Below are 19,295 nucleotides of genomic sequence, written 5' to 3'. Positions count from 1 at the left end.
AAAATACATTGAATTATTAAATTAATTAATTGAATTTAGTGCAATTAATCTCAAAAACAACCTCAATAGAAAAAATAGAAAAATATGAAAAAACTATTCTTATTATTTTTTGTGTTTGCTTTTACAGTGCCGGGCTTTGCCCAGGATAAATGGGTATGGACAGTTGCCGAGTTGAGTTATTACTCCGGACCTGTTTCGCCTGAGTATCAGTACAGGTGGACAGTTACAATAAACAATGACAGGAGCGCAATGTTCACAAGAACAGGCGCGGGAAAAGACACTTCATTTTCTTTCACACTCGGTCCTAAATGTTTCAATAAACTAAATAATTACATTAAAAATTATGACTTAATAACTGTAAACCCAAGCGATATGGAAACAACATCGCAAAAAATCGGAGGTCCGTCTTATACGCTTAAGATTACGATAATGAATACAAATCCAAATTATGACCAGCCGCCGCAAATAAAAACGTTCCCATCGCAACAGAATGAAGCATGGTCTTCCAAAATGAATAATGTTTATAAAGCAATGGAGTGTCCGGTTTCTAAAAGACTAAGATAAAAAATCTCGGGCGGGTTATAATTTTTTAAATTCGTATTCGTTCTTTTTGTCGATGATTTCGTAACCTGCCTGTTTGATTTGCTCACGCAAATCATCGGCAAGCTTGAAATCTTTTGATTTTTTTGCTTCGATTCTTTTTTCAGCAAGCTCAATAATTCCGGGAGGGACATCAAGTTCCTCCTTTTCTTCCTTCAAATCTTTAAATCCTAACCCAAGAACTTTATCAAATTCATAAACAAGAAAAAGTTTTTCATTATCTGAAAGCTTTTCATTTTTTAATGTCATCCAGAGCAATGCAAGCGCTTCGGGAATATTCATGTCGTCATTAATCTTTTCATTAAACAACCTAACAACTTCAGAAGTCTTTTCGGAGCTTTCAGTTTTATCCGATGCTGCCTGTTTTAATCTTAAAATTTTTCCTTTCAGATTTTCATACCCACTTTTTGCAGAGTCAAGCCCTTCAAAAGAAAATTTTAGCTTCGTTCTATAATGTGCATTTAACAAAAAGTATCTGTAATGAATCGCCGTGTATCCTTTTTGATTCAAAACATCTATGGTCAAAAATTCTCCTTTCGACTTCGACATTTTCTCATCACCCATATTCAAAAATTCACCATGCAGCCAGTAGTTCACAAACTTTTCGCCTGTGCATGCTTCCGCCTGCGCAATTTCATTCGTATGGTGAACGGGAATATGGTCAATTCCTCCGCAATGAATATCAAAATGATTTCCTAAAAATTTCACACTCATAGCCGAACACTCGATATGCCATCCCGGGAAACCCTTTCCCCATGGGGATTCCCACTCCATTGCTCTTTGCTGGTCTTTCGGTGAAAACTTCCACAAAGAAAAATCGGTTGGGTTTCTTTTCTCGGCAGAAAACTCTACACGCTCGCCTGCGCGGAGATTTTTTATGTCGAGACGCGCCATTGCGCCGTAATCAGGAAACTTTGCCGTATCATAATAAACTCCATCGCTCGTTATATATGTAAAACCTTTTTTCTCGAGACATTGAATCATCTCGATCTGCTCTTTTATGTAATCGGTCGCCTTGCTGTAAATATCCGGAGCAAGAATGTTCATCCGTTCTAAATCTTTTTTAAAAATATCGGTATAATACTCCGCAATCTGCCAGACAGTTTTCCCTTCACGCGCTGCGCCAAGCTCCATTTTATCTTCACCCTCATCTTCATCAGAAACAAGATGCCCGACGTCGGTAATGTTCATCACGTGAGTAACTTCATAACCGTTATAAACCAAAACTCTCTTTAAAATATCTTCGAACAAATACGTGCGCAGGTTCCCGATATGCTGATAATTATACACAGTCGGTCCGCAGCAATACATTTTTGCTTTTCCCGGCTCAATCGGAATAAACTCATCAGTCGAGCGAGTTAATGTGTTATGAAGATATAATTTCATTTTTATATTTTATACTAGGTAGAACAGACATTCTTGTCTGTCCCGACAGGCATTCCTGCCTGTCGTACTAAAACGACTCTTAATCCAAATTACTTAAAACGCCATTTGAAACCAAAAGAATAATTATTATTCCAAGTACAATTCTATAGATAATAAAAACCATGTTGCTGTGTGTGCGGAGATAATGCAAAAGAAACTTAATCGATGCATAGCCAACAATTCCGGATACAATAGTTGCTATAATCAGCGATGTCAAATTTGAATCCAATAATGTTGCCCGCTCGGAATATAGTTCATATAACCCGCTCAGTGTAATTGCGGGGATGCTGAGCAAAAACGAATATCTCGCGCATACATCACGCCTTAACCCTCTGAATAATCCTGCAGTAATCGTAACACCGCTTCGCGAGCTTCCCGGTATCAACGCCAATGCCTGCGCGAGCCCGATGACAATACCGTCTTTAATTGTAATATCTTTCATGTCCTTAGTTCGCGTTCCGACTTTTTCCGCTATATATAAGATTATAGCAAGTATAATCAACGAAGCGCTTATTACATACAATCCTCTCGCATCGCCTTCGATAAAGTCTTTTAACAGCAAACCGAAAATACAAATCGGTATCGTGCCGATTATGATTAAAAGAAAAATTCTCGATTCTGGATTTGAAAAAAAATCTTTATTCTTGAACGCTTGCAAAAAACCTTTCCATAAATTTTTTATGTCGGTTCTGAAATAAATGAACGTCGCAAGCAACGTCCCCAGCTGTATCACAGCAGTGAAAGCCGCTCCTTCATCTTTCCAACCGAGCAATGCCGGCACAATTCTCAAATGCGCGGTGCTGCTGATTGGAATAAATTCCGTCGCTCCCTGTACGATCCCGAACACAATAGCTTTAATTATTTCTTCCAAATGTTATAAATGTTACAGTATAAAAGAAACCCGTTCGCGATAAAAAGCAAACGGGTTCATAAGTTTAAATTAAATTTTTGAACTATGCATTATTATTAAGCATCGATGTTTGCATACTTCGCATTGTCCTCGATGAACTTTCTTCTCGGTTCGACTTCCTCACCCATAAGCACTCTGAACATCTTATCCGCCGCAGATGCATTTTCATTAGTTACAAGCAAAATCGTTCTTGTCTCGGGATTCATTGTAGTTGACCACAATTGCTCGGGGTTCATTTCACCCAGACCTTTGAATCTCGAAATCGCAACTCTGCCCTCAGGCACTGCCCCCGTTTCATCCTCGACAATCTCTTCCGTTGCTCCCTCGCCGTTTACGGTTGCTTTTGGCTTCAGACTCTTTTTATCAATCTTTAATGACTTTAAAATCGAATCTCTTTCCGCATCATCATATGCATAAAACTCCTGCTTGCCTTTCTTCACTTTATAAAGAGGCGGCTGTGCAATGTATAATCTTTCCGCATCAATCACTTCTTTCATGTGACGATAGAAGAATGTCAGCAGCAAAGTTCTGATATGCGAACCGTCAACGTCGGCGTCGCACATTATAATTATTTTTCCGTAACGGACTTTCATCACATCGAAGTCATCCGAGTTACCAATCCCTGCACCTATGGCGGTTACAATATTTTTAATCTCATCGTTCTCAAGAATTTTATTAATTCTTGCTTTCTCTACGTTCAAAATTTTTCCTTTAAGCGGAAGTATCGCCTGGAATCTTCTGTCGCGCCCCTGCTTTGCAGAACCTCCCGCAGAATCACCCTCGACGAGATACAACTCACATTGCAATGGGTCTGAAATCGAGCAATCAGCAAGCTTGCCAGGAAGTCCGAAACTGTCGATAGCATTTTTCTTTCTCACGGTTTCTCTTGCAAGCTGTGCCGCTCTTCTTGCCTCCGCAGCACGAACTGCTTTATCGATTATTCTTCTTGCAACGGACGGGTTTGTTTCCAAAAACTCACCAAGCTGTTCATTCACAATTGTCTGAACGATACCTTTCACTTCACTGTTGCCCAGTTTTGTTTTTGTCTGTCCTTCAAACTGCGGCTCGGGAACTTTTATGCTGATAACGCACGTCAATCCCTCACGATAATCATCACCCGTTAAGTTAATCTTATCGTTTTTGATTAGATTATTTTTCTGTGCAAAATAATTCAGTGTTCTCGTAAGCGCTGCCTTAAATCCTTCCAGGTGTGTTCCGCCTTCGTGCGTATTAATGTTATTCACAAACGTATAAATGTTATCGTTGTAAGATTCATTATACTGAAATGCAACTTCACACTGAATGTTTTCTTTATTGCCCTCGACAAAAACCGGCTTGCCTGTTAAAGATTTCTCACCTTCATCAAGATATTTTACAAAATCAATAATACCGCCTTTGTAATGAAACGTCACATCTTTGTTGGCAACACGTTCATCTTTTACTCTGATTGTAAGGTCTTTATTAAGATACGCAAGCTCACGCAGCCTGTCTTCAAGTGTATTATATTTGAAATTAACATCCTTGAAAATTTCATTATCCGGGTAAAACGTTACGCGGGTTCCTGTTTTTTCCTTAACTTTTCCTGTTTCTTTAACAGGAGCAACAGGCACGCCTCTTTTATATTTTTGATAATATATCTTTCCGTCTCGATATACTTCAACTTCAAGCCATTCACTGAGCGCATTCACTACCGAAACACCAACACCATGCAGACCCCCTGAAACCTTATAAGTGTTTCTGTCAAACTTACCGCCTGCATTAAGCTGTGTCATTACAACTTCAAGCGTAGAAATTTTTTCAGTCGGGTGCTTTCCTGTCGGAATACCTCTTCCGTTATCTTCAACGCTCACAGAACCATTCTTGTTTATCGTCAGCGTAATCTTCGTGCAATATCCCGCAAGCGCTTCATCGATTGCATTATCAACTACCTCATAAACAAGATGGTGCAATCCTCTCGCCGAAACGTCGCCGATATACATCGCAGGTCTTTTGCGGACGTGTTCAAGTCCCTTAAGAACCTTAATGTCACTCTCTTTGTATGTATTACTGTTACTTGCCATATATTTTTATATAAATACTATTTCTCTTATTAATTTTTTATTTAAGCTTTGGTTTAAACGCGGAATGATTTCATCTTTTCTCACCGATAATTCATAACGCCAAACCGAGTTTTCAACTTTCACGTATAATTTATGTTTAACAATCCTTATCGGCTCGGAAAATTTTGCAATCGAGCTTCCTACGCATTCTTCCCACACGTTCAAGATTTTCAAATCCTGCATCCTGTCATCAAGACCAATGTGTTTCATAAAATCATTCAGTTCGTCTTTCAGACAAACTGTTTTATTAAAACGATTTTGATCTATTCTTGGCATAATCTCATTTATAATTCCCCCTTAATAAAGGGGGTCAGGGGGTTGTTTAATAATTTACCCCTTCTAAACAAATAAATTCCCCTCTCGAGAGGGGTGGCTCCGACTTGTCGGAGACGGGGTGTGTTTAACACCATGTTAATGTTTTTAACTCTCCTGTTGGAGTCTCCGCAAGGGACTCCAACGCTTTACTCCTGCACCACCTCTCCGTTTGTTACTTTAAAAACGGAAATTTCATTATCTTTATAAAACTGCTTTATGTTATTCAAATAATTCCTGTCAATCGTCGTCAAAAAAATCTGCCCGTAGTCTTTCAAGTGCGATATAATCTGCGATACTCTGTTCTCATCAAGCTCAGATAAAATATCATCGAGAAGCAACACCGGGTCGGTATTTTTTTTACTCTTCAGATATTCATACTCTGCAAGTTTCACTGCAACTATGAACGTCTTATGTTCACCTTGCGAACCGTGATTTTTCAAATCAAAAACATCACCGCTTTTCGCAATCTTAAAAACATAATCATCTCTCTGCGGACCGACAAGCGAAAGCACTCTACCGGTTTCTTCTTTCTTGAATTCAGCAAGACGTTTTTTATAAACACTCTCCAGATCCTCGACACTAAGCTCTTTATCTTTTAAAACATCAATCTCGCCAATGAACTCCGAGTAATAACATATCTCCCCTTTACCACCGTCTTTTACAAGCAGCGCATAGCTTTTCTCGAAGTCAGCAATAAACTCTCTTAAAAAATTCAGTCGCTTAAAAGTTATGTTCGCCGATACCTCTACAAGCTTTTCGTTGTATGTATTAAACAGCGAATTAAACTCATCATTTGAATACCTTTTGAAGATTACATAATCTTTCAACAAAGCATTCTTCAACTGAAGCAAACGGTTCAGCTCTTTAAGTCTGTCGAGATAAACTCTGCTTGTCTGTGAAATCAGAATATCAAAGAACTTTCTTCTGTCAGAAGGATTACCGTAAGAAATATTCAAGCTGTGCGGAGTTAAATAAACAACCGGAAACTTTCCGAACAGCTCCGATGAAACACTTGTAATTTTTTCTTTATTGAGAAAGAACGTTTTCTTTTTTGCATCCGAGTCATACTCAACACTTACAATCTCATCGTTATCAAGGTCATTTACATAATCACCTTTTACAATAAAACTTTTCTCGCCCTGCTTAACGCAATCGGACTCACCCGAACCTATAAAGCTCTTCGCAAGACTAACCAGCGAAATTGCCTCAAGAATATTCGTCTTGCCGTTGCCGTTGTTGCCGTATATAAAATTGAATTTGCCGTTAAATGCAGCTTCTAAAAAAATGTAGTTTCTGAAATTTTTGAGGAATAGCTTCTTTAAAACCAATGTATTTAACTTATTCTTACCGGCATTACGAGCTCCATGAAGTTTTCATCTTCCTTCTGCTCGGTCGGATTTGCAATTGCGGCTTTCGAAGACGTCGTAAAGTTCATCAGCACTTCATCCGTTTCAATCTGGTTCAGGCATTCAAGCAGATACTCCGCATTGAACGCAATCGAGAACGGCTTCTTATCAAAATCTTCTTCGGCATCATTATTCACAAAACTGCAGTCGAATGATTCTTCACCTTCTGCGCCTATTTCAGGATTATCGGCTTTCACCGTAATCGTATCATTCTTAATTTCCAATTTAACTCTGTGAGTGATATTGTCAGAAACAATCTGCGCTCTTTTAAGCGACTGCTGAAAATCACTTGTGTTCGTCTTTAAAGTCTTGTCGTTATCCTTTGGTATCACCGATTCATAATTCGGGAATGTATCATCAATCAATTTTGAAATAATCTCAACATCACCGAAAACAATCTTCAGCATATTTTCATCGAAGCTCAGCTCTGCAGGTTCATTTTCATTCAAGCGGATATATAAATTGCATGTCTTTGTCGGAACAACAAGCTTGCTGTCGCGAATATCAGGATGATTAAAATTTTCTTTTATGATTTTTCCGAGTCTGAAACCGTCAGTAGCAACCATACGAAGCTGGTCTTTTCTTATGTCAAACAAAACTCCCGACATGTTTCTTCTGATAGCATCAGTATTAACCGAATGAATCACTTTGCTGATAAATCTTTTCAGAACGCCCCCGTCCATCTTAACTACATTTTTCAATTTTGTTTCTTCCGGCAATGGAAACTCATCTGCTTCCTGGCAAGGAAAAGAATATTTACTCTTCTTTGTCTTAACAAGAAGCTTTGTGTTGTCGGAGCTCTCAAAAGTCAATTCTTCTTTCGAAAGAGTTCTCACGAAATTCAAAAGGCGTTTTGCATCGACCGCAATTTTTCCGTCCTCACCGCCGGTAACTTCAAGCGATGATTTAACAAAAATTTCCAAATCCGATGCCAGCATTGTCAATTTATTTCCACTTAACTCGAACAAAACATTATCTAAAATCGGAAGCGTAGAGCGTGTAGGGATTACTGAATTTAGCTTATTAAAAGCTGTTACAAACTCCTGGGAAGTGGTTTTGAATTTCATCCGGTAAGTTTTATAAATTTAATTATTTATCTACAAAAATACTCATATTTTGCAGAATATACAATGAAATAAAAGTTGGTAATTCGGCTTAAAGTGGTCATAAAGAGAGAATTTTTGCTATTCATTTTCATTCGTGAAATTTGTGTTAATTCGTGCAAATTCGTGGCTTAGGTTTTTTAATTTCATTTAAAAAAACTTTCCTTATAATTATTTTTCAACTGAATATTTTTTAATGGACTTACAAACAATTTCATATATCATAGTCGGCGGCTCGGCCGTTTTGATGGTCATTCTCGAAAGACTGTTTCCTTACACGAAAGGGCAGAAGCTTTTTCGTGAAGGATTTTTTTACGATTTTATTTTATACACCGTCGTTCAGAGTTATCTGCTTGGACTTATCATCTTCGGACTTCTTAACTGGATTAAAGCCGATACCGACCTTTACAAATACAGCGTGATGGAAAATCTCGGCATTCCAATCTGGGCGCAGTTTCTTTTTTTCTTTGTCACGCATGACTTATACATTTACTGGTTTCACCGCTGGCAGCATAACAATTCTTTTCTGTGGCGTACTCACGAAGCGCATCACTCCCCGCGCACAGTCGATTGGCTTTCCGGCTCTCGCTCGCACGCTCTCGAAATTTTAATTAACCAGACCGTTGAGTTTGCTCCGATAATTCTTCTCGGTGCTGCTCCTGAAATTGCAATCATGAAAGGAACAGTCGATGCAGTCTGGGGAATGTTTATTCACTCAAACATCGATGTTCGTCTCGGCAAGCTGCAGTATTTTATCAACGGTCCCGAAATGCACCGCTGGCATCACTCCGATGACGAAGGTCGCGAGTATCAGAACAACTACGGAACCAAGCTTGCAATCTGGGACTGGATGTTCGGCACTGCATTTTATCCAAACCCGGACGAGCGCAAACCCATTAAATACGGGCTGAGCGACACTCCCGACTACCCGCTCTCGCACCTGACCTGGCACGATTTTAAAAACATGGACACCGCCGGGAAAGATATGCACAACGCCGCTGAAGCAAACAACAGGCGAACATTTGGCGGTCGAATAGTTCATTTCTTCAAAGTCATTTTCATAGACTCATTCGTCTATCTCAAGCAGCACCTCTTCGCCTTCCGCAGCTTCAAAGATGATAAATATGTGGGAGAGTAAATTTTTCTATTTTAAGACGGAATGCTCCGTCTCACCAGCTGTTATAAAAAGAACAAATAAATCCCCTCTTGAGAGGGGTGCCTCGAAGAGGCGGGGTGTGTTAGGGGGAGGACATATTTTTTTCATATGAAAAAATGGAAATATATAATTATTACAGTCGTAATTTTATTTCTGCTCGGAGCAGGATATTATCTCAAAAGAAAATATTATGACCCGAAAACAAGATTAAATAATGCCAACGAAGAAATCACTGCACTTGTTGACCAAAACAACATTAAAGAAGGTGATATAATTTTTCAATCGCTAAACTCAAAGCAGTGTCAGGCAATTAAAGATGCAACAAAATCGAAATACACTCACTGCGGAATAATCTTTAAAAACGGAAACGAGTTTCTTGTTTATGAAGCCGTTCAGCCAGTTAAGATTACGCCTCTAAACAAATGGATTGCACGCGGCAACGATGAACATTATGTAATCAAAAGGTTAAACAACGCCAGCGAAGTTTTGAATTCTGAGATTGTGAAAAATATGAAAAGCGAAGCAGAAAGTTTTGTTGGGAAAAATTATGATATATACTTCGGATGGAGCGATGATAAAATTTACTGCTCCGAGCTTGTCTGGAAAATTTATAAAGATGCCGCAAACATCGAAGTCGGAAAATTAAAAAAATTAAAAGACTTTGACTTATCAGGTGATGAAGTTAAACGCATAATGAGCGAACGTTATGGAAGCAACATTCCTTACAACGAAGATGTTATCTCACCCGCAGATATTTATGATTCGGAGTTACTCTATACAGTAAAATCAAATTAATGTCCGAATACACTTCAACAATCCGGCAGGACTTTGATGTCATCTCCGCTTTTCCTGCAAAGAAATGGGACCATAACAAAGAATTTTATAAGTTTGTTATTAAAAATCTTCCTGCGAATTGTAAAAATGTTTTAGAAATCGGAAGCGGACAGGGTAAGCTCTGCAAAGAAGTTGCAAAATATTCGGAATCGGTAATAGGTTTGGATTTGTCTCAAAGAATGACTGAACATGCGCAAAAATTAAACTCTTCAGACAATATAAAATATTTTACTGCGGATTATCTTAATTATGATTTTCCTGAAAATCATTTAGAATGTATTATCACCATGGCAGTTTTACATCATATTAATTTTGATTCATTCGCAGAAAAAGTAAAACATAATTTAAAGCCGAACGGCAGACTCATAATAATCGATCTTCTTCAAAACAGCTTCATTGAAAACGCACTGAATGCAAGTGTATCCATTCCGCTCGGCATTGCAAAAAATATTTATCATAACGGATTTATAAGAACGCCGAAAACCGAGCGTGACCAATGGAAAAAACACAGCGCAACTGATGTGTATTTAACTTATCGCGAGCTTATAAAACTTGCCAATAAATATTTTCCCGGGGCCGAAATAAAAAGACAATTATTCTGGAGATATTCTTTGGTGTGGACAGAATAAAAGTGTGTCATTCTGAGCGTAGCAAAGGGGTACCCTCTGGGTCATCCTTTTCATTAGTAAATACCTTCCCATTCTCATACTTCACCCTCTTACCCTCCAAATCATTTTCAACATTACTTACAATCGCTGACGGAATTTTTAATTCTCTCAAAAGAATTGCGCCGTGAGAAAACTTACCGCCGGTTTTGCTGATGACCGCTTTATATTTTTTATACTCACTGTATTTTCCCGGGTCAAGATAATCAACAATCAAAATATCTTTCCCTTCACCTACAACTCCTTCAGCCGAGCCGGGATAAATCACAAATGAAAAATCCTGTTCATATACATCACCTTCATCAGCCCAGAATGTTCCCGTAATGCTCCGCACTGCATCGAATTTCTTAAGCCACTCCCGTCCCTGTTCTGTGCCTTGCAAACCCGCATGCAGTCTTTGAAACAGCCGCATGTTGTTATCGCGAAACCACTCGCGGACATAAACAAAATAATTATTGAATCCAAAAAAACCCGCAGCATAAAACAGCTTCGCAGTTCCTCGTGGCTGTTCAAGCTCAACAACACTTTTAAAATCCGATGTGTTTCTTGGCGATGCAGGGTCGCTTTCAAAAGAAGTGCGGTGCTTAGAGCTTTCATTAAGCTCACTGTAAATTTTATTTTTCTTATAAAGAAATGCTCCCCGCGAGCTCGAATTCGCCGCTTTTATGATTATGTTCGTGCGGACAATGAACATATAATACCTAACAAACCAATTAATATACTCACCGGTTTCTTTCAACGACAAAAGTTCTTTCTCAAATTCTTTTATGTGTTGCTCAGTCGATAAAATATATTTTCTGGTAACACAAATCATTTTATAAAATCGCGGAGTGTTTTTTATGAACTTAAAGAAATTAAATTGTAATTCAGGTGCTGTTCCTCCAATGTCCTTTGATAAAACCGATGAGGGTAATCCCCATCTTTTGAACAACGACATATACAAATCAAGATTTATGTACGATGCATTTTCATACAAAACCGTGAACGGTTCATTGTCTTCAAGAACACGCGTATCCCAAAGAGAATAAATCCTGCTGATACTCGCCGCCGCTCCAACCTGCGCGTAATCCATGAGTTTGCTCACTTGCTTTGGCAGAATCTCATCGAGATTTGCCGATGTCAAAGCGCGGTGCCAGTTGTATGAAGTCACAGGTCTTATTTGCAACAAGTAATAACTCTCTCCGTCCCAAGCCCACTCGATATCCGAATGCTGATACTGAAAAACACTTATACATTTATTTAAAAAATCCGTGAGATTAGAAAGCATTAAAACAAACGGTGCATCCTCGACATACATGTTCCAGTTTTTCTGCCATTCACCTTTCATATCCGAAACAATCGCACGAAAAGGTTTTTTCTTTCCGCTGACAAGCTCTTCAAGATGCCCCTCGACCCATTCGATCTCACAGCTTATGTTTCTTACAAACGCAACACCCGAAACCATCGGCTCGATAAACTCCTGAACAATTACTTCATTCACTTGTTCTTTTCCACCGCTTGCAAACACATTAAAAATTCTTTCCGCAAGCTCTTCCTTTTTTACACTAATAAATGAAGCGTATTGGCCTGCGCTCGATGAATCGATGTTGTCTTCATTTGATGAAGACGAGCGAACCGCATACAGCGAATGAGTACTTAATATTGAGTAATTAGTAATTGAAAGATGTTGTTCAACTGCACTGATTGAAAATTCTGATAACTCAGAATTTTTAATTGTAAAAAATTCAGGGACTTTTATTTTTGCACTGGATTCAATTGTTGCAAGTTTTAATCTCCCTGATTTTGTATGAGATGAAAAAGAATTTTTATTAGTAATTAATGATTCTTGAATAGTATTTACAAATTCTTCTGGTTGCTCAAAATAAGGATAATGTCCCCAGTTATTTTTTACAGTTATATTCAAGTTCGCTCGCGCAAGTATCGCATCCCACGCAGGAAGATTTTCAATGCTCACAACTTTATCTTTCTCTCCCCAGATTATCTCAATGTCATTTTCAATCCATTCGGTTAGGTCGAGAGCGTTATATGGTTTTACATATTTAAAATACTCCTCAAAAATCTGAGTTTGTTTATAGCCGTCTGTAAATTTTTTAATTATGTTTTTGCTCCAGTATCTGTCTGTAAGTCTTTTTGAAATTCTTCTTGGATGGTTTGACAAAATATATTTCGCAATCTTTCTTGGAATGGCTGACGACAACAAATTTCCATATTTGCTTTTCCACAAATTCGCTCCGATGGGAGCAAACAAAATTATTTTATTAAAATACTTGGGATATTTAACACAGACGCGCAAAACAACAAGAGCGTTTATTCCGCATGCAAGAATGTTACAGCCCTGCTTGGTTTGCTTAACTAAATCATCAGCAAGCTTGTCGAGAAAGTTAAAAGAATTAAAATTTTTTGATTTATTATCAAGGTGAGAAAAATCTATTGGCACCGGAGTAATAGTTTCAAAATACGGAAGCGTATAATTCCACCATATTTTATTGCTCCCGTTTCCGCCAAGCAGATACAATATGTTTTTTCCATTATTCATCTTTCGTTACATATCTATTATTCTCTTTTACAATTTTCAAAATAGTATCGTTTATCTCAAGTCTTTTTAAAGCTTCGAGTGAACAAGGAGAAGTAATTGACCAATTATCCTGACTTACATATCCCGGAAAATTAATTCTGTAAGTCCAGTCTGAATATTTTTCTAAAATATTTTCATCGAGATAAAGATACTCAGGTAAAAGTTGAATGCTGAATATGGAAGCCGCTTCCATAACTTTTTGCAATGCACAATAAATAAATCCTGTATCAAACTGATCTTCATTTAAACCAAGAAAATTTAAAAAAAATTTTCTTTCAAGCTTATCAATATATCCCGCTTCATACTTCCACCACACAGGCAGAAAGCTCGAATCATGTGTCGAGACCGTTGCAATGGAATTTGTTCTGTATTCGAGAGGATTTTTAAAGTGAAATCCGTCATGATAAACCTTGTTCCATCTCTGAACATCGATTCCGGGAATTCCAAATTCTTTTAAAACAGTGTATGAACACTGAGGCACCGTTCCCAAATCTTCCGCGCATGGAAGCATATCCGTCGCAGAGTTCATTTCGGAAATAATTGTTCTTCCGTGAGTTTCCCAGAGATTTTCTTGTTGGGGTTCAAATGAACCCCCGGTTTTTTTCAACTTATTCTCTTCATAAGATAATGTCCATAATCTGAACAACCCCACAAAATGGTCAATTCGGAACATATCATAAAAATTTTCCGCATACTTAAGGCGGTTTTTTATATATGCCCAGTTATCGGTTGCTATGTTGCCCCAATCATAAGGCGGCATACCCCACTTTTGTCCTTTGGCAAAATACATGTCAGGAGGAGCACCGGCTTGTTTGTTCAGTATAAAAAAATTTTGTTGTGACCATACATCGACGCTGTCACGCGCAACAAGAAATGGCAAATCGCCTAAAAGCAAAACATTGTTTCTGTTTGCATATCGCCTTGCAGATTTGAGCTGTTCATATAACTGCCACTGAAGCCAGTAGTAAAATTCAAATTCTTTTTTATTTTTTTCTTCGGTTTTCTTTATGAGTTCTTCAGAAAAATTTTTATTTATTTCATTCCAATTGCTCCAGTCTTTATCACCCGATTTTTGTTTTAAAATCTTAAATGCAGCATAACTTTTTAGCCAATAAATATTTGTCCTGATAAATTTGTTATAATTTCTTGAGTTAAAATTCTTAAGCTTCAAGAAAATTTTTCTTAAAAGCTTTAACTTTGCATCTTTAATTTCATAGTTAACTCTTTTTTCTCCAGCAGGGAATTTTTTTTTCAGCTTTGCAATGTTATCTGCATAACTTTTTATTTCAACTCTTCTGAGATGTCTGAGAGAAACATAGCAAGGTTCAAGCGCAAATGTACTGATGGAATTATATGGAGAGAAATCGTGGCTGAGTTCGTTTAAAGGTAAAAGCTGGATTATTGTCTGACCCGTTATGTTGCACCAGTCAACAAGTCGTTTCAAATCTGAAAAATCACCAATCCCTATGCTTTGTTGTGAATAAATATGAAAAAGAGGCGCGCATACTCCTGCGCGGCGGTTGATTCCGATTCGTTGCCATTTGTCGGCGGTATGAGTATTTAATAAATAACTGTAATCCATTTCAACCGGGGATTCCCGTCTGCACGGAAATGACTTCGATAATAAATAATTTAGTTATGAAAATCAGGAACTCGTTTAGCGAAATGCTTCAGATAAATTTCACGTCCGTTTTTTTCTTCGGGTTTGTTGCTCTTTGCTTCAGCAATCTTTTCCAAAAATTGATTCTCCAAATTTTTCCCCGAAACTTCATAAGCAATTTCAATCGCTCGAGCAGCATATTGAAGTATTTGAATCGTTTCTATTCCTGAAATGTCCGCAAAAAACCATCCGCAGCTTGTGAACATCAGTAAACCATATCTTTGCATCTCAAGAAGTTTAATGCAAAACTCAGATTCTTCCGAACTCAGATACCTTTTCGCATTATGATAAAAAAACTCAGAGCCGGTCTTTAAATCAGGGGTTAAAATAACTTTTATGTAATCGTTCCTCGCATTCCATACATCTTTTAAAAAGTGACTTCCCGCATCTTCATAAATTTTTGCAATCTTGTCACGCAGCCAGTTCAATGCGTCACGTAAAGGCGAGCGCCATTCCTGATTCCATCCATTTATTCCCCCTCCCGAGCATCCGCAGTCTTCTTTCCATCTTCCGACACCGTGCATACAGCTCCACGAAGTTCCCTCACCGTCGCGACCTGTTTTAATTTTTACTTCATACTCTGAAGGATGGTTTTCAAGATACTCACCGAAATTTGTAACTGTTAATCCTGACCTCTGCGCAAGTTCATAAAACAAATATGCAAGAGTTCTTTCAGCAAAATTTTTATGATGACCGAAGGTCTCACCGTCTATTGCACTTGAAATAAGCTGGTCTGTTTTGCATTTAGCATCAACATTCTGCATAATTCTGTTTGCAAGCTTTGTTGCATCATATATATGGTCATCGAATGCAATGTTTCGTGAAAGCGGTCCGTCATAGAAAAAAATGTTTATGAATTTATTTTTTAGTTTTTCCGAATAACAACGATATGCAATCTTGGAATTTATACTACCGTTGCTTACATCTTTCCACTTGCCACGCTTTGCTTTTCTGGTTTTTTCTGCCTGCGAAGGGTCAAGAATAATGTATTTTATATTCTCATTAATTAAAGCTTCAACAGTCGCCTGATTGCATGCAGTTTCTGAAAGCCATATTGCCTCCGGCTCGCGGTTAAAGTGAAATTTAAAATCTTCAATTCCCCATTTTATCTGTGTTATTTTGTCGCGTTCATTTGCAAGCGGCATAATGATGTGATTATACACCATCGCGATTGCATTACCGTGCCCTTTGCGTTTTATAACGCTTATTTTATCGGCATCTATTATTAATTGATATGTTTTGGGATGAATTTTTTTTATCCAGTGAATAAGAGTCGAACCAAAATTAAAGCTGAGATATTCGTAGTTGTTAACTTTAGTAATTACGTTATCGGAGTCATCCACAATTACTGCGTGTGCGTTTGGTTTATAACATTCCTGAAAAATTCTTTCGTTCCAGTCGTGAAAAGGCGCTGCGGATGGCTGGGGGCTTATTTCGTTTGTCCATGCATCCTCGCGAGGCGGCTGATAAAAATGACCGTGTATGCACAGATATTTTTTTGCACTCATTTAATTTTTAATTAATGCTCAATTGCAGAAAGCAATTTTATTTTGGTCAGAATTTCGCCGTCGGGTTCGCGTTCATTGCGCTCGATGATTTGCCAAACGGGATGATTATCCGCATACACCTGCCATAAGGAAATTTTTCCCTCAATTACTTCTGCACGCCATGCAGCAGGCATTTCAAAACGGTTTTCTTTCAACAGCTTTCCGTTAACATCAAACGTTCCGCTTGCCTTGCCGAAAATTGCAATCGAAGTATCATCGACATAAGTATGCTCGAGTGTTATTTTATAATCAGGGAACCAGTCAAAGTAACCTTTCCATGCCTTCAGTAGAGTATCTTTTCCTTTTGCAATCGTTCCCATTGAATCGATGAATGAATGGTCATCGGTAATCATCTCGATAATCTTTTTTGCATCATGAGAGTTTATAACGGAAATAAATTCGTATGTCGTTTTTATTGTGTCATACTTTGCTTTATCAACTGAAACAGATTTGAAATCGGATTCCTTCCCGAGATAAATCGATTCAAGTTTCTCTTCGACAATTTTATCCTTTACTTTTTTAACTTTGAAAGCCGTCTTACCGGGACGTGATGCAACTATGCGAAGCAGTTTCGAATCTACAAAATGCAGTGCCGCACCGTCTTCAACACCATATCCTTCATCAATCACATCTTCAAGAATTAATTTTTTAAAAACCTCTCTCAATTCCGGTCTGTCATCATAGTGCGGACAAAAACTTCCTTTGAGAAGTCCGACACATTCAAGGCGGTCAAGCTCACCGGGATTAGGATTTGTAATTCCGTCCTCAAACCAGCAGATTGCGCCTGCGCTCATCCCCGAAAGTATCACGCCTCTCTGCCATGCTTTCTTCATAATTTTATCGACACCATATTTCATCCATGTTTCCATAATCAGTTTTGTGTTGCCACCGCCAACGTGAATAATATCCTGTTCAAGAATAATCTTCTCAATCTCTTTTAAAGTTTTCGTTGTCTCAGCTAAAGGAAGATGTGTCGGTATGCAGTTCTGCTCCCGGAAAAATTTATAAAACAAATCAATATATTCTTGTCCGTCATTGCTTGCGGTTCCAAGAAAGCAGATTTTAGGTTTCTCAACCATAGCAAGGTTAAGCAAATACTTATCCAATAAACCGTTTTCCGGCTCCATGGAAAACATTCCGCCGCCAAGCGCTACAATTTGTTTGGGTCGTTTCAATTAATTATTAATAATTACCAAAATATTATGAGAGAATATTGGATTAACAGATTAAAAATTAAAGTTTAAAAATTATGATTAGTTTTGAGAATTCTTATGTCTGAATCGAAGAAACATAAAGAAAAGAAATAATACAACAATTGAATACATGCTAAATCTTCCGAGTATATCACCATACATCGTATATATAGTTTGAAAATCTCTTGCTTCGATTTTTTTTGAGATAATTGTTTTAACATTAACCTCTGTTGCATCAAACATGTCCCCATAAGGAGAAATGAAATCGGAAATACCTGTATTAGCACAACGCGCAATCCATCTGCGGTTTTCTACTGCACGAAGAACGGCATATTGGTTATGCTGATAAACTCCAAACAGCTTTCCCCACCAACCGTCGTTTGTGATTATGACAATGAACTCCGATCCTTTGCGGACATAATCTGCAACAAACTCGGGGTAAACCGACTCATAACAAATAGCAGCATTAAAGTTATACACAGTATCCATTTCAAATGTCCTTATAATACCGGTGTCTGCTTCTCTTGGTACGATAATGCTGAAAACGGTTGTATCCTGTCCCATCTGAAACGAACTCAGACCCACGCTCCATTTAATCATGTCTTGAAGAAAAGTAAGCTTTTCCTGATATGGCATTCGCTCACTTGCAATCACAAGCTTTGCTTTATTATGAACCATCAATGAATCCTTATGCATGCCGGGTTCAATTAAAACAGCAGAATTAAACACATCATATTTCTCTCCTTTGCTGTTGAGCGTTCTTGCATCGGGAGGAGCAGAGTTAACATCAGGATAAACAAACAAATCAGGTGTTCCAGTAAGCACAGGAATATCAATACTGTCAACAACATTCTGAATTATTTTATAGTGCGAATCATAATAATCATACCGTAAATAATATGGAAAAGCAGTCTCGGGAAGTATTATTAAATCCGGTTTTGGTTCTTGTGACGCGGCTTCACGAATTTGGTTCGCATAATCTTCGGTGATTTGATTTATCTGTGAGCCCCATTTCTTCCATGGATTAACATTTGGCTGAATTATGCTTACCTGAATTTCTTCTTTTATCGGGTTTTGTTCAACATTTGATAAACTCGTTCTATTAATAAATAAAAAATTAAAACAATCGGGAAGCAAGTATATGACTACTATAAAAGAAATTAATATAATTAATTTAGCTGTGTTCTTTCTTCCGCTGTAAATAAAAAATAAAAGTTTATAAAGCAAACACCCTATGATACAAATCCAAAATGAAAGACCAAACATTCCAGTAACTTCGATGAACTGAATTTTACTGAGATTATATGTCTGCGTATATGCAAGGAAAAGCCACGGAAAATTTATCTGCCCGAGTGTCTGGAAATATTCAAACCCAACCCATACAAACGGAAAAATAAATATGAAAAGAGTTTGATGATTATATTTTTTAAGGGTTCGGTAGAAGAAAAATAAAACTATCGAAGGTATTACATAAAATAAAAACGGATGAATAATAAGCGTGAAAAACCCGCCGATTGCGATGAACCAGTCTGCGCCTTCATTAAAGGCGCTCAGCATAATCCACGACACTGCAATAAGCTCAAATACAAAAAACAAAATATAGGTTCGCCTGATAACCTGTTTATAGCTTTCGCATTGAGTCAAAATGTATATATAAAGAGCAACAGCAATAAATACAGCGGGATATATATTAAGCGGAGGGAATGATATGCCGAATAAAATTCCCGTAAGAATGCAAAGTAAATACGGACGAGATTTAAAAAAATTTATTAAATTCAAAAATTCGTTTTTGGTAGAGACGCAAAAT

Annotated in this window: 15 protein-coding genes; 4 read left to right on the top strand and 11 right to left on the bottom strand. The window is 37.8% G+C overall.

Annotation, left to right across the window (positions count from 1 at the left end; genetic code table 11):
• The first annotated feature begins 84 nt into the window (after window positions 1–84).
• Window positions 85–564, top strand: coding sequence for a hypothetical protein (locus tag VHP32_04845; GenBank protein ID HEX2787213.1), 480 nt, complete (start codon window positions 85–87; stop codon window positions 562–564).
• A 15-nt stretch (window positions 565–579) separates the two neighbouring features.
• On the opposite strand, the gene cysS is transcribed toward VHP32_04845, so the two are convergent.
• The 6 genes from cysS to dnaN all read right to left on the bottom strand — a co-directional run bounded on the left by cysS (window position 580) and on the right by dnaN (window position 7,822).
• Window positions 580–1,986 carry a cysteine--tRNA ligase gene (gene cysS, locus VHP32_04840; GenBank protein ID HEX2787212.1) on the bottom strand — a complete coding sequence of 469 codons (1,407 nt, stop codon included), beginning with the start codon at window positions 1,984–1,986 and terminating at the stop codon, window positions 580–582.
• Window positions 1,987–2,065: 79 nt separating this feature from the next.
• Window positions 2,066–2,896 carry an undecaprenyl-diphosphate phosphatase gene (locus VHP32_04835; protein HEX2787211.1) on the bottom strand — a complete coding sequence of 277 codons (831 nt, stop codon included), beginning with the start codon at window positions 2,894–2,896 and terminating at the stop codon, window positions 2,066–2,068.
• A 95-nt stretch (window positions 2,897–2,991) separates the two neighbouring features.
• Entirely contained in the window at window positions 2,992–4,995 is a 2,004-nt protein-coding gene (gene gyrB / locus VHP32_04830) for a DNA topoisomerase (ATP-hydrolyzing) subunit B (protein HEX2787210.1), read from the bottom strand.
• 6 nt (window positions 4,996–5,001) lie between these two features.
• Window positions 5,002–5,310: a DUF721 domain-containing protein gene (locus VHP32_04825; protein HEX2787209.1), complete on the bottom strand. Its 309-nt coding sequence runs from the start codon at window positions 5,308–5,310 to the stop codon at window positions 5,002–5,004.
• A gap of 185 nt (window positions 5,311–5,495) precedes the next feature.
• Window positions 5,496–6,677, bottom strand: coding sequence for a DNA replication and repair protein RecF (gene recF / locus VHP32_04820; protein HEX2787208.1), 1,182 nt, complete (start codon window positions 6,675–6,677; stop codon window positions 5,496–5,498).
• A gap of 5 nt (window positions 6,678–6,682) precedes the next feature.
• Window positions 6,683–7,822: a DNA polymerase III subunit beta gene (dnaN, locus tag VHP32_04815; GenBank protein ID HEX2787207.1), complete on the bottom strand. Its 1,140-nt coding sequence runs from the start codon at window positions 7,820–7,822 to the stop codon at window positions 6,683–6,685.
• 232 nt (window positions 7,823–8,054) lie between these two features.
• Between dnaN and VHP32_04810 the strand changes: the two genes are divergently transcribed.
• The 3 genes from VHP32_04810 to VHP32_04800 all read left to right on the top strand — a co-directional run bounded on the left by VHP32_04810 (window position 8,055) and on the right by VHP32_04800 (window position 10,477).
• A complete protein-coding gene (locus VHP32_04810) occupies window positions 8,055–8,996 on the top strand; it encodes a sterol desaturase family protein (protein ID HEX2787206.1) in 942 nt (313 codons plus the stop codon).
• Between the two features lie 126 nt (window positions 8,997–9,122).
• A complete protein-coding gene (locus VHP32_04805; protein ID HEX2787205.1) occupies window positions 9,123–9,809 on the top strand; it encodes a YiiX family permuted papain-like enzyme in 687 nt (228 codons plus the stop codon).
• Window positions 9,809–10,477 (top strand): class I SAM-dependent methyltransferase, encoded by a 669-nt coding sequence (locus VHP32_04800; protein ID HEX2787204.1) that lies wholly within the window; start codon window positions 9,809–9,811, stop codon window positions 10,475–10,477. The genes VHP32_04805 and VHP32_04800 overlap by 1 nt, the downstream gene beginning before the upstream one ends.
• Before the next feature lie 7 nt (window positions 10,478–10,484).
• On the opposite strand, the gene VHP32_04795 is transcribed toward VHP32_04800, so the two are convergent.
• The 5 genes from VHP32_04795 to lnt all read right to left on the bottom strand — a co-directional run bounded on the left by VHP32_04795 (window position 10,485) and on the right by lnt (window position 19,267).
• Window positions 10,485–13,049: a PEP/pyruvate-binding domain-containing protein gene (locus VHP32_04795; protein HEX2787203.1), complete on the bottom strand. Its 2,565-nt coding sequence runs from the start codon at window positions 13,047–13,049 to the stop codon at window positions 10,485–10,487.
• The gene (locus VHP32_04790; protein ID HEX2787202.1) at window positions 13,042–14,670 is read right to left on the bottom strand and encodes a 4-alpha-glucanotransferase; all 1,629 of its coding nucleotides are present in this window, start codon (window positions 14,668–14,670) and stop codon (window positions 13,042–13,044) included. Before VHP32_04790 ends, VHP32_04795 begins: the two co-directional genes overlap by 8 nt.
• 50 nt (window positions 14,671–14,720) lie before the next feature.
• Window positions 14,721–16,256, bottom strand: a complete 1,536-nt coding sequence (locus VHP32_04785; protein ID HEX2787201.1) for a DUF3536 domain-containing protein — start codon at window positions 16,254–16,256, stop codon at window positions 14,721–14,723.
• An 11-nt stretch (window positions 16,257–16,267) separates the two neighbouring features.
• Window positions 16,268–17,470: a Type 1 glutamine amidotransferase-like domain-containing protein gene (locus tag VHP32_04780; protein ID HEX2787200.1), complete on the bottom strand. Its 1,203-nt coding sequence runs from the start codon at window positions 17,468–17,470 to the stop codon at window positions 16,268–16,270.
• 78 nt (window positions 17,471–17,548) lie between these two features.
• Window positions 17,549–19,267, bottom strand: a complete 1,719-nt coding sequence (lnt, locus tag VHP32_04775) for an apolipoprotein N-acyltransferase (protein HEX2787199.1) — start codon at window positions 19,265–19,267, stop codon at window positions 17,549–17,551.
• Window positions 19,268–19,295: the final 28 nt, after the last annotated feature.

Source organism: Ignavibacteria bacterium, from assembly GCA_036262055.1.
In the GTDB taxonomy this organism is placed as follows: domain Bacteria; phylum Bacteroidota; class Ignavibacteria; order Tepidaquicellales; family Tepidaquicellaceae; genus DATAJP01.
The sequence above is the reverse complement of the archived record's forward strand: the minus strand, read 5'-3'. Positions and strand labels throughout refer to the sequence as shown.

Coding starts and splice junctions, on each gene's coding strand:
- VHP32_04810 (HEX2787206.1), top strand. CDS start 8,055: ATGGACTTACAAACAATTTCATATATCATAGTCGGCGGCTCGGCCGTT.
- VHP32_04800 (HEX2787204.1), top strand. CDS start 9,809: ATGTCCGAATACACTTCAACAATCCGGCAGGACTTTGATGTCATCTCC.
- VHP32_04790 (HEX2787202.1), bottom strand. CDS start 14,670: ATGGATTACAGTTATTTATTAAATACTCATACCGCCGACAAATGGCAA.
- VHP32_04845 (HEX2787213.1), top strand. CDS start 85: ATGAAAAAACTATTCTTATTATTTTTTGTGTTTGCTTTTACAGTGCCG.
- dnaN (HEX2787207.1), bottom strand. CDS start 7,822: ATGAAATTCAAAACCACTTCCCAGGAGTTTGTAACAGCTTTTAATAAG.
- VHP32_04795 (HEX2787203.1), bottom strand. CDS start 13,049: ATGAATAATGGAAAAAACATATTGTATCTGCTTGGCGGAAACGGGAGC.
- VHP32_04825 (HEX2787209.1), bottom strand. CDS start 5,310: ATGCCAAGAATAGATCAAAATCGTTTTAATAAAACAGTTTGTCTGAAA.
- gyrB (HEX2787210.1), bottom strand. CDS start 4,995: ATGGCAAGTAACAGTAATACATACAAAGAGAGTGACATTAAGGTTCTT.
- VHP32_04805 (HEX2787205.1), top strand. CDS start 9,123: ATGAAAAAATGGAAATATATAATTATTACAGTCGTAATTTTATTTCTG.
- VHP32_04785 (HEX2787201.1), bottom strand. CDS start 16,256: ATGAGTGCAAAAAAATATCTGTGCATACACGGTCATTTTTATCAGCCG.
- cysS (HEX2787212.1), bottom strand. CDS start 1,986: ATGAAATTATATCTTCATAACACATTAACTCGCTCGACTGATGAGTTT.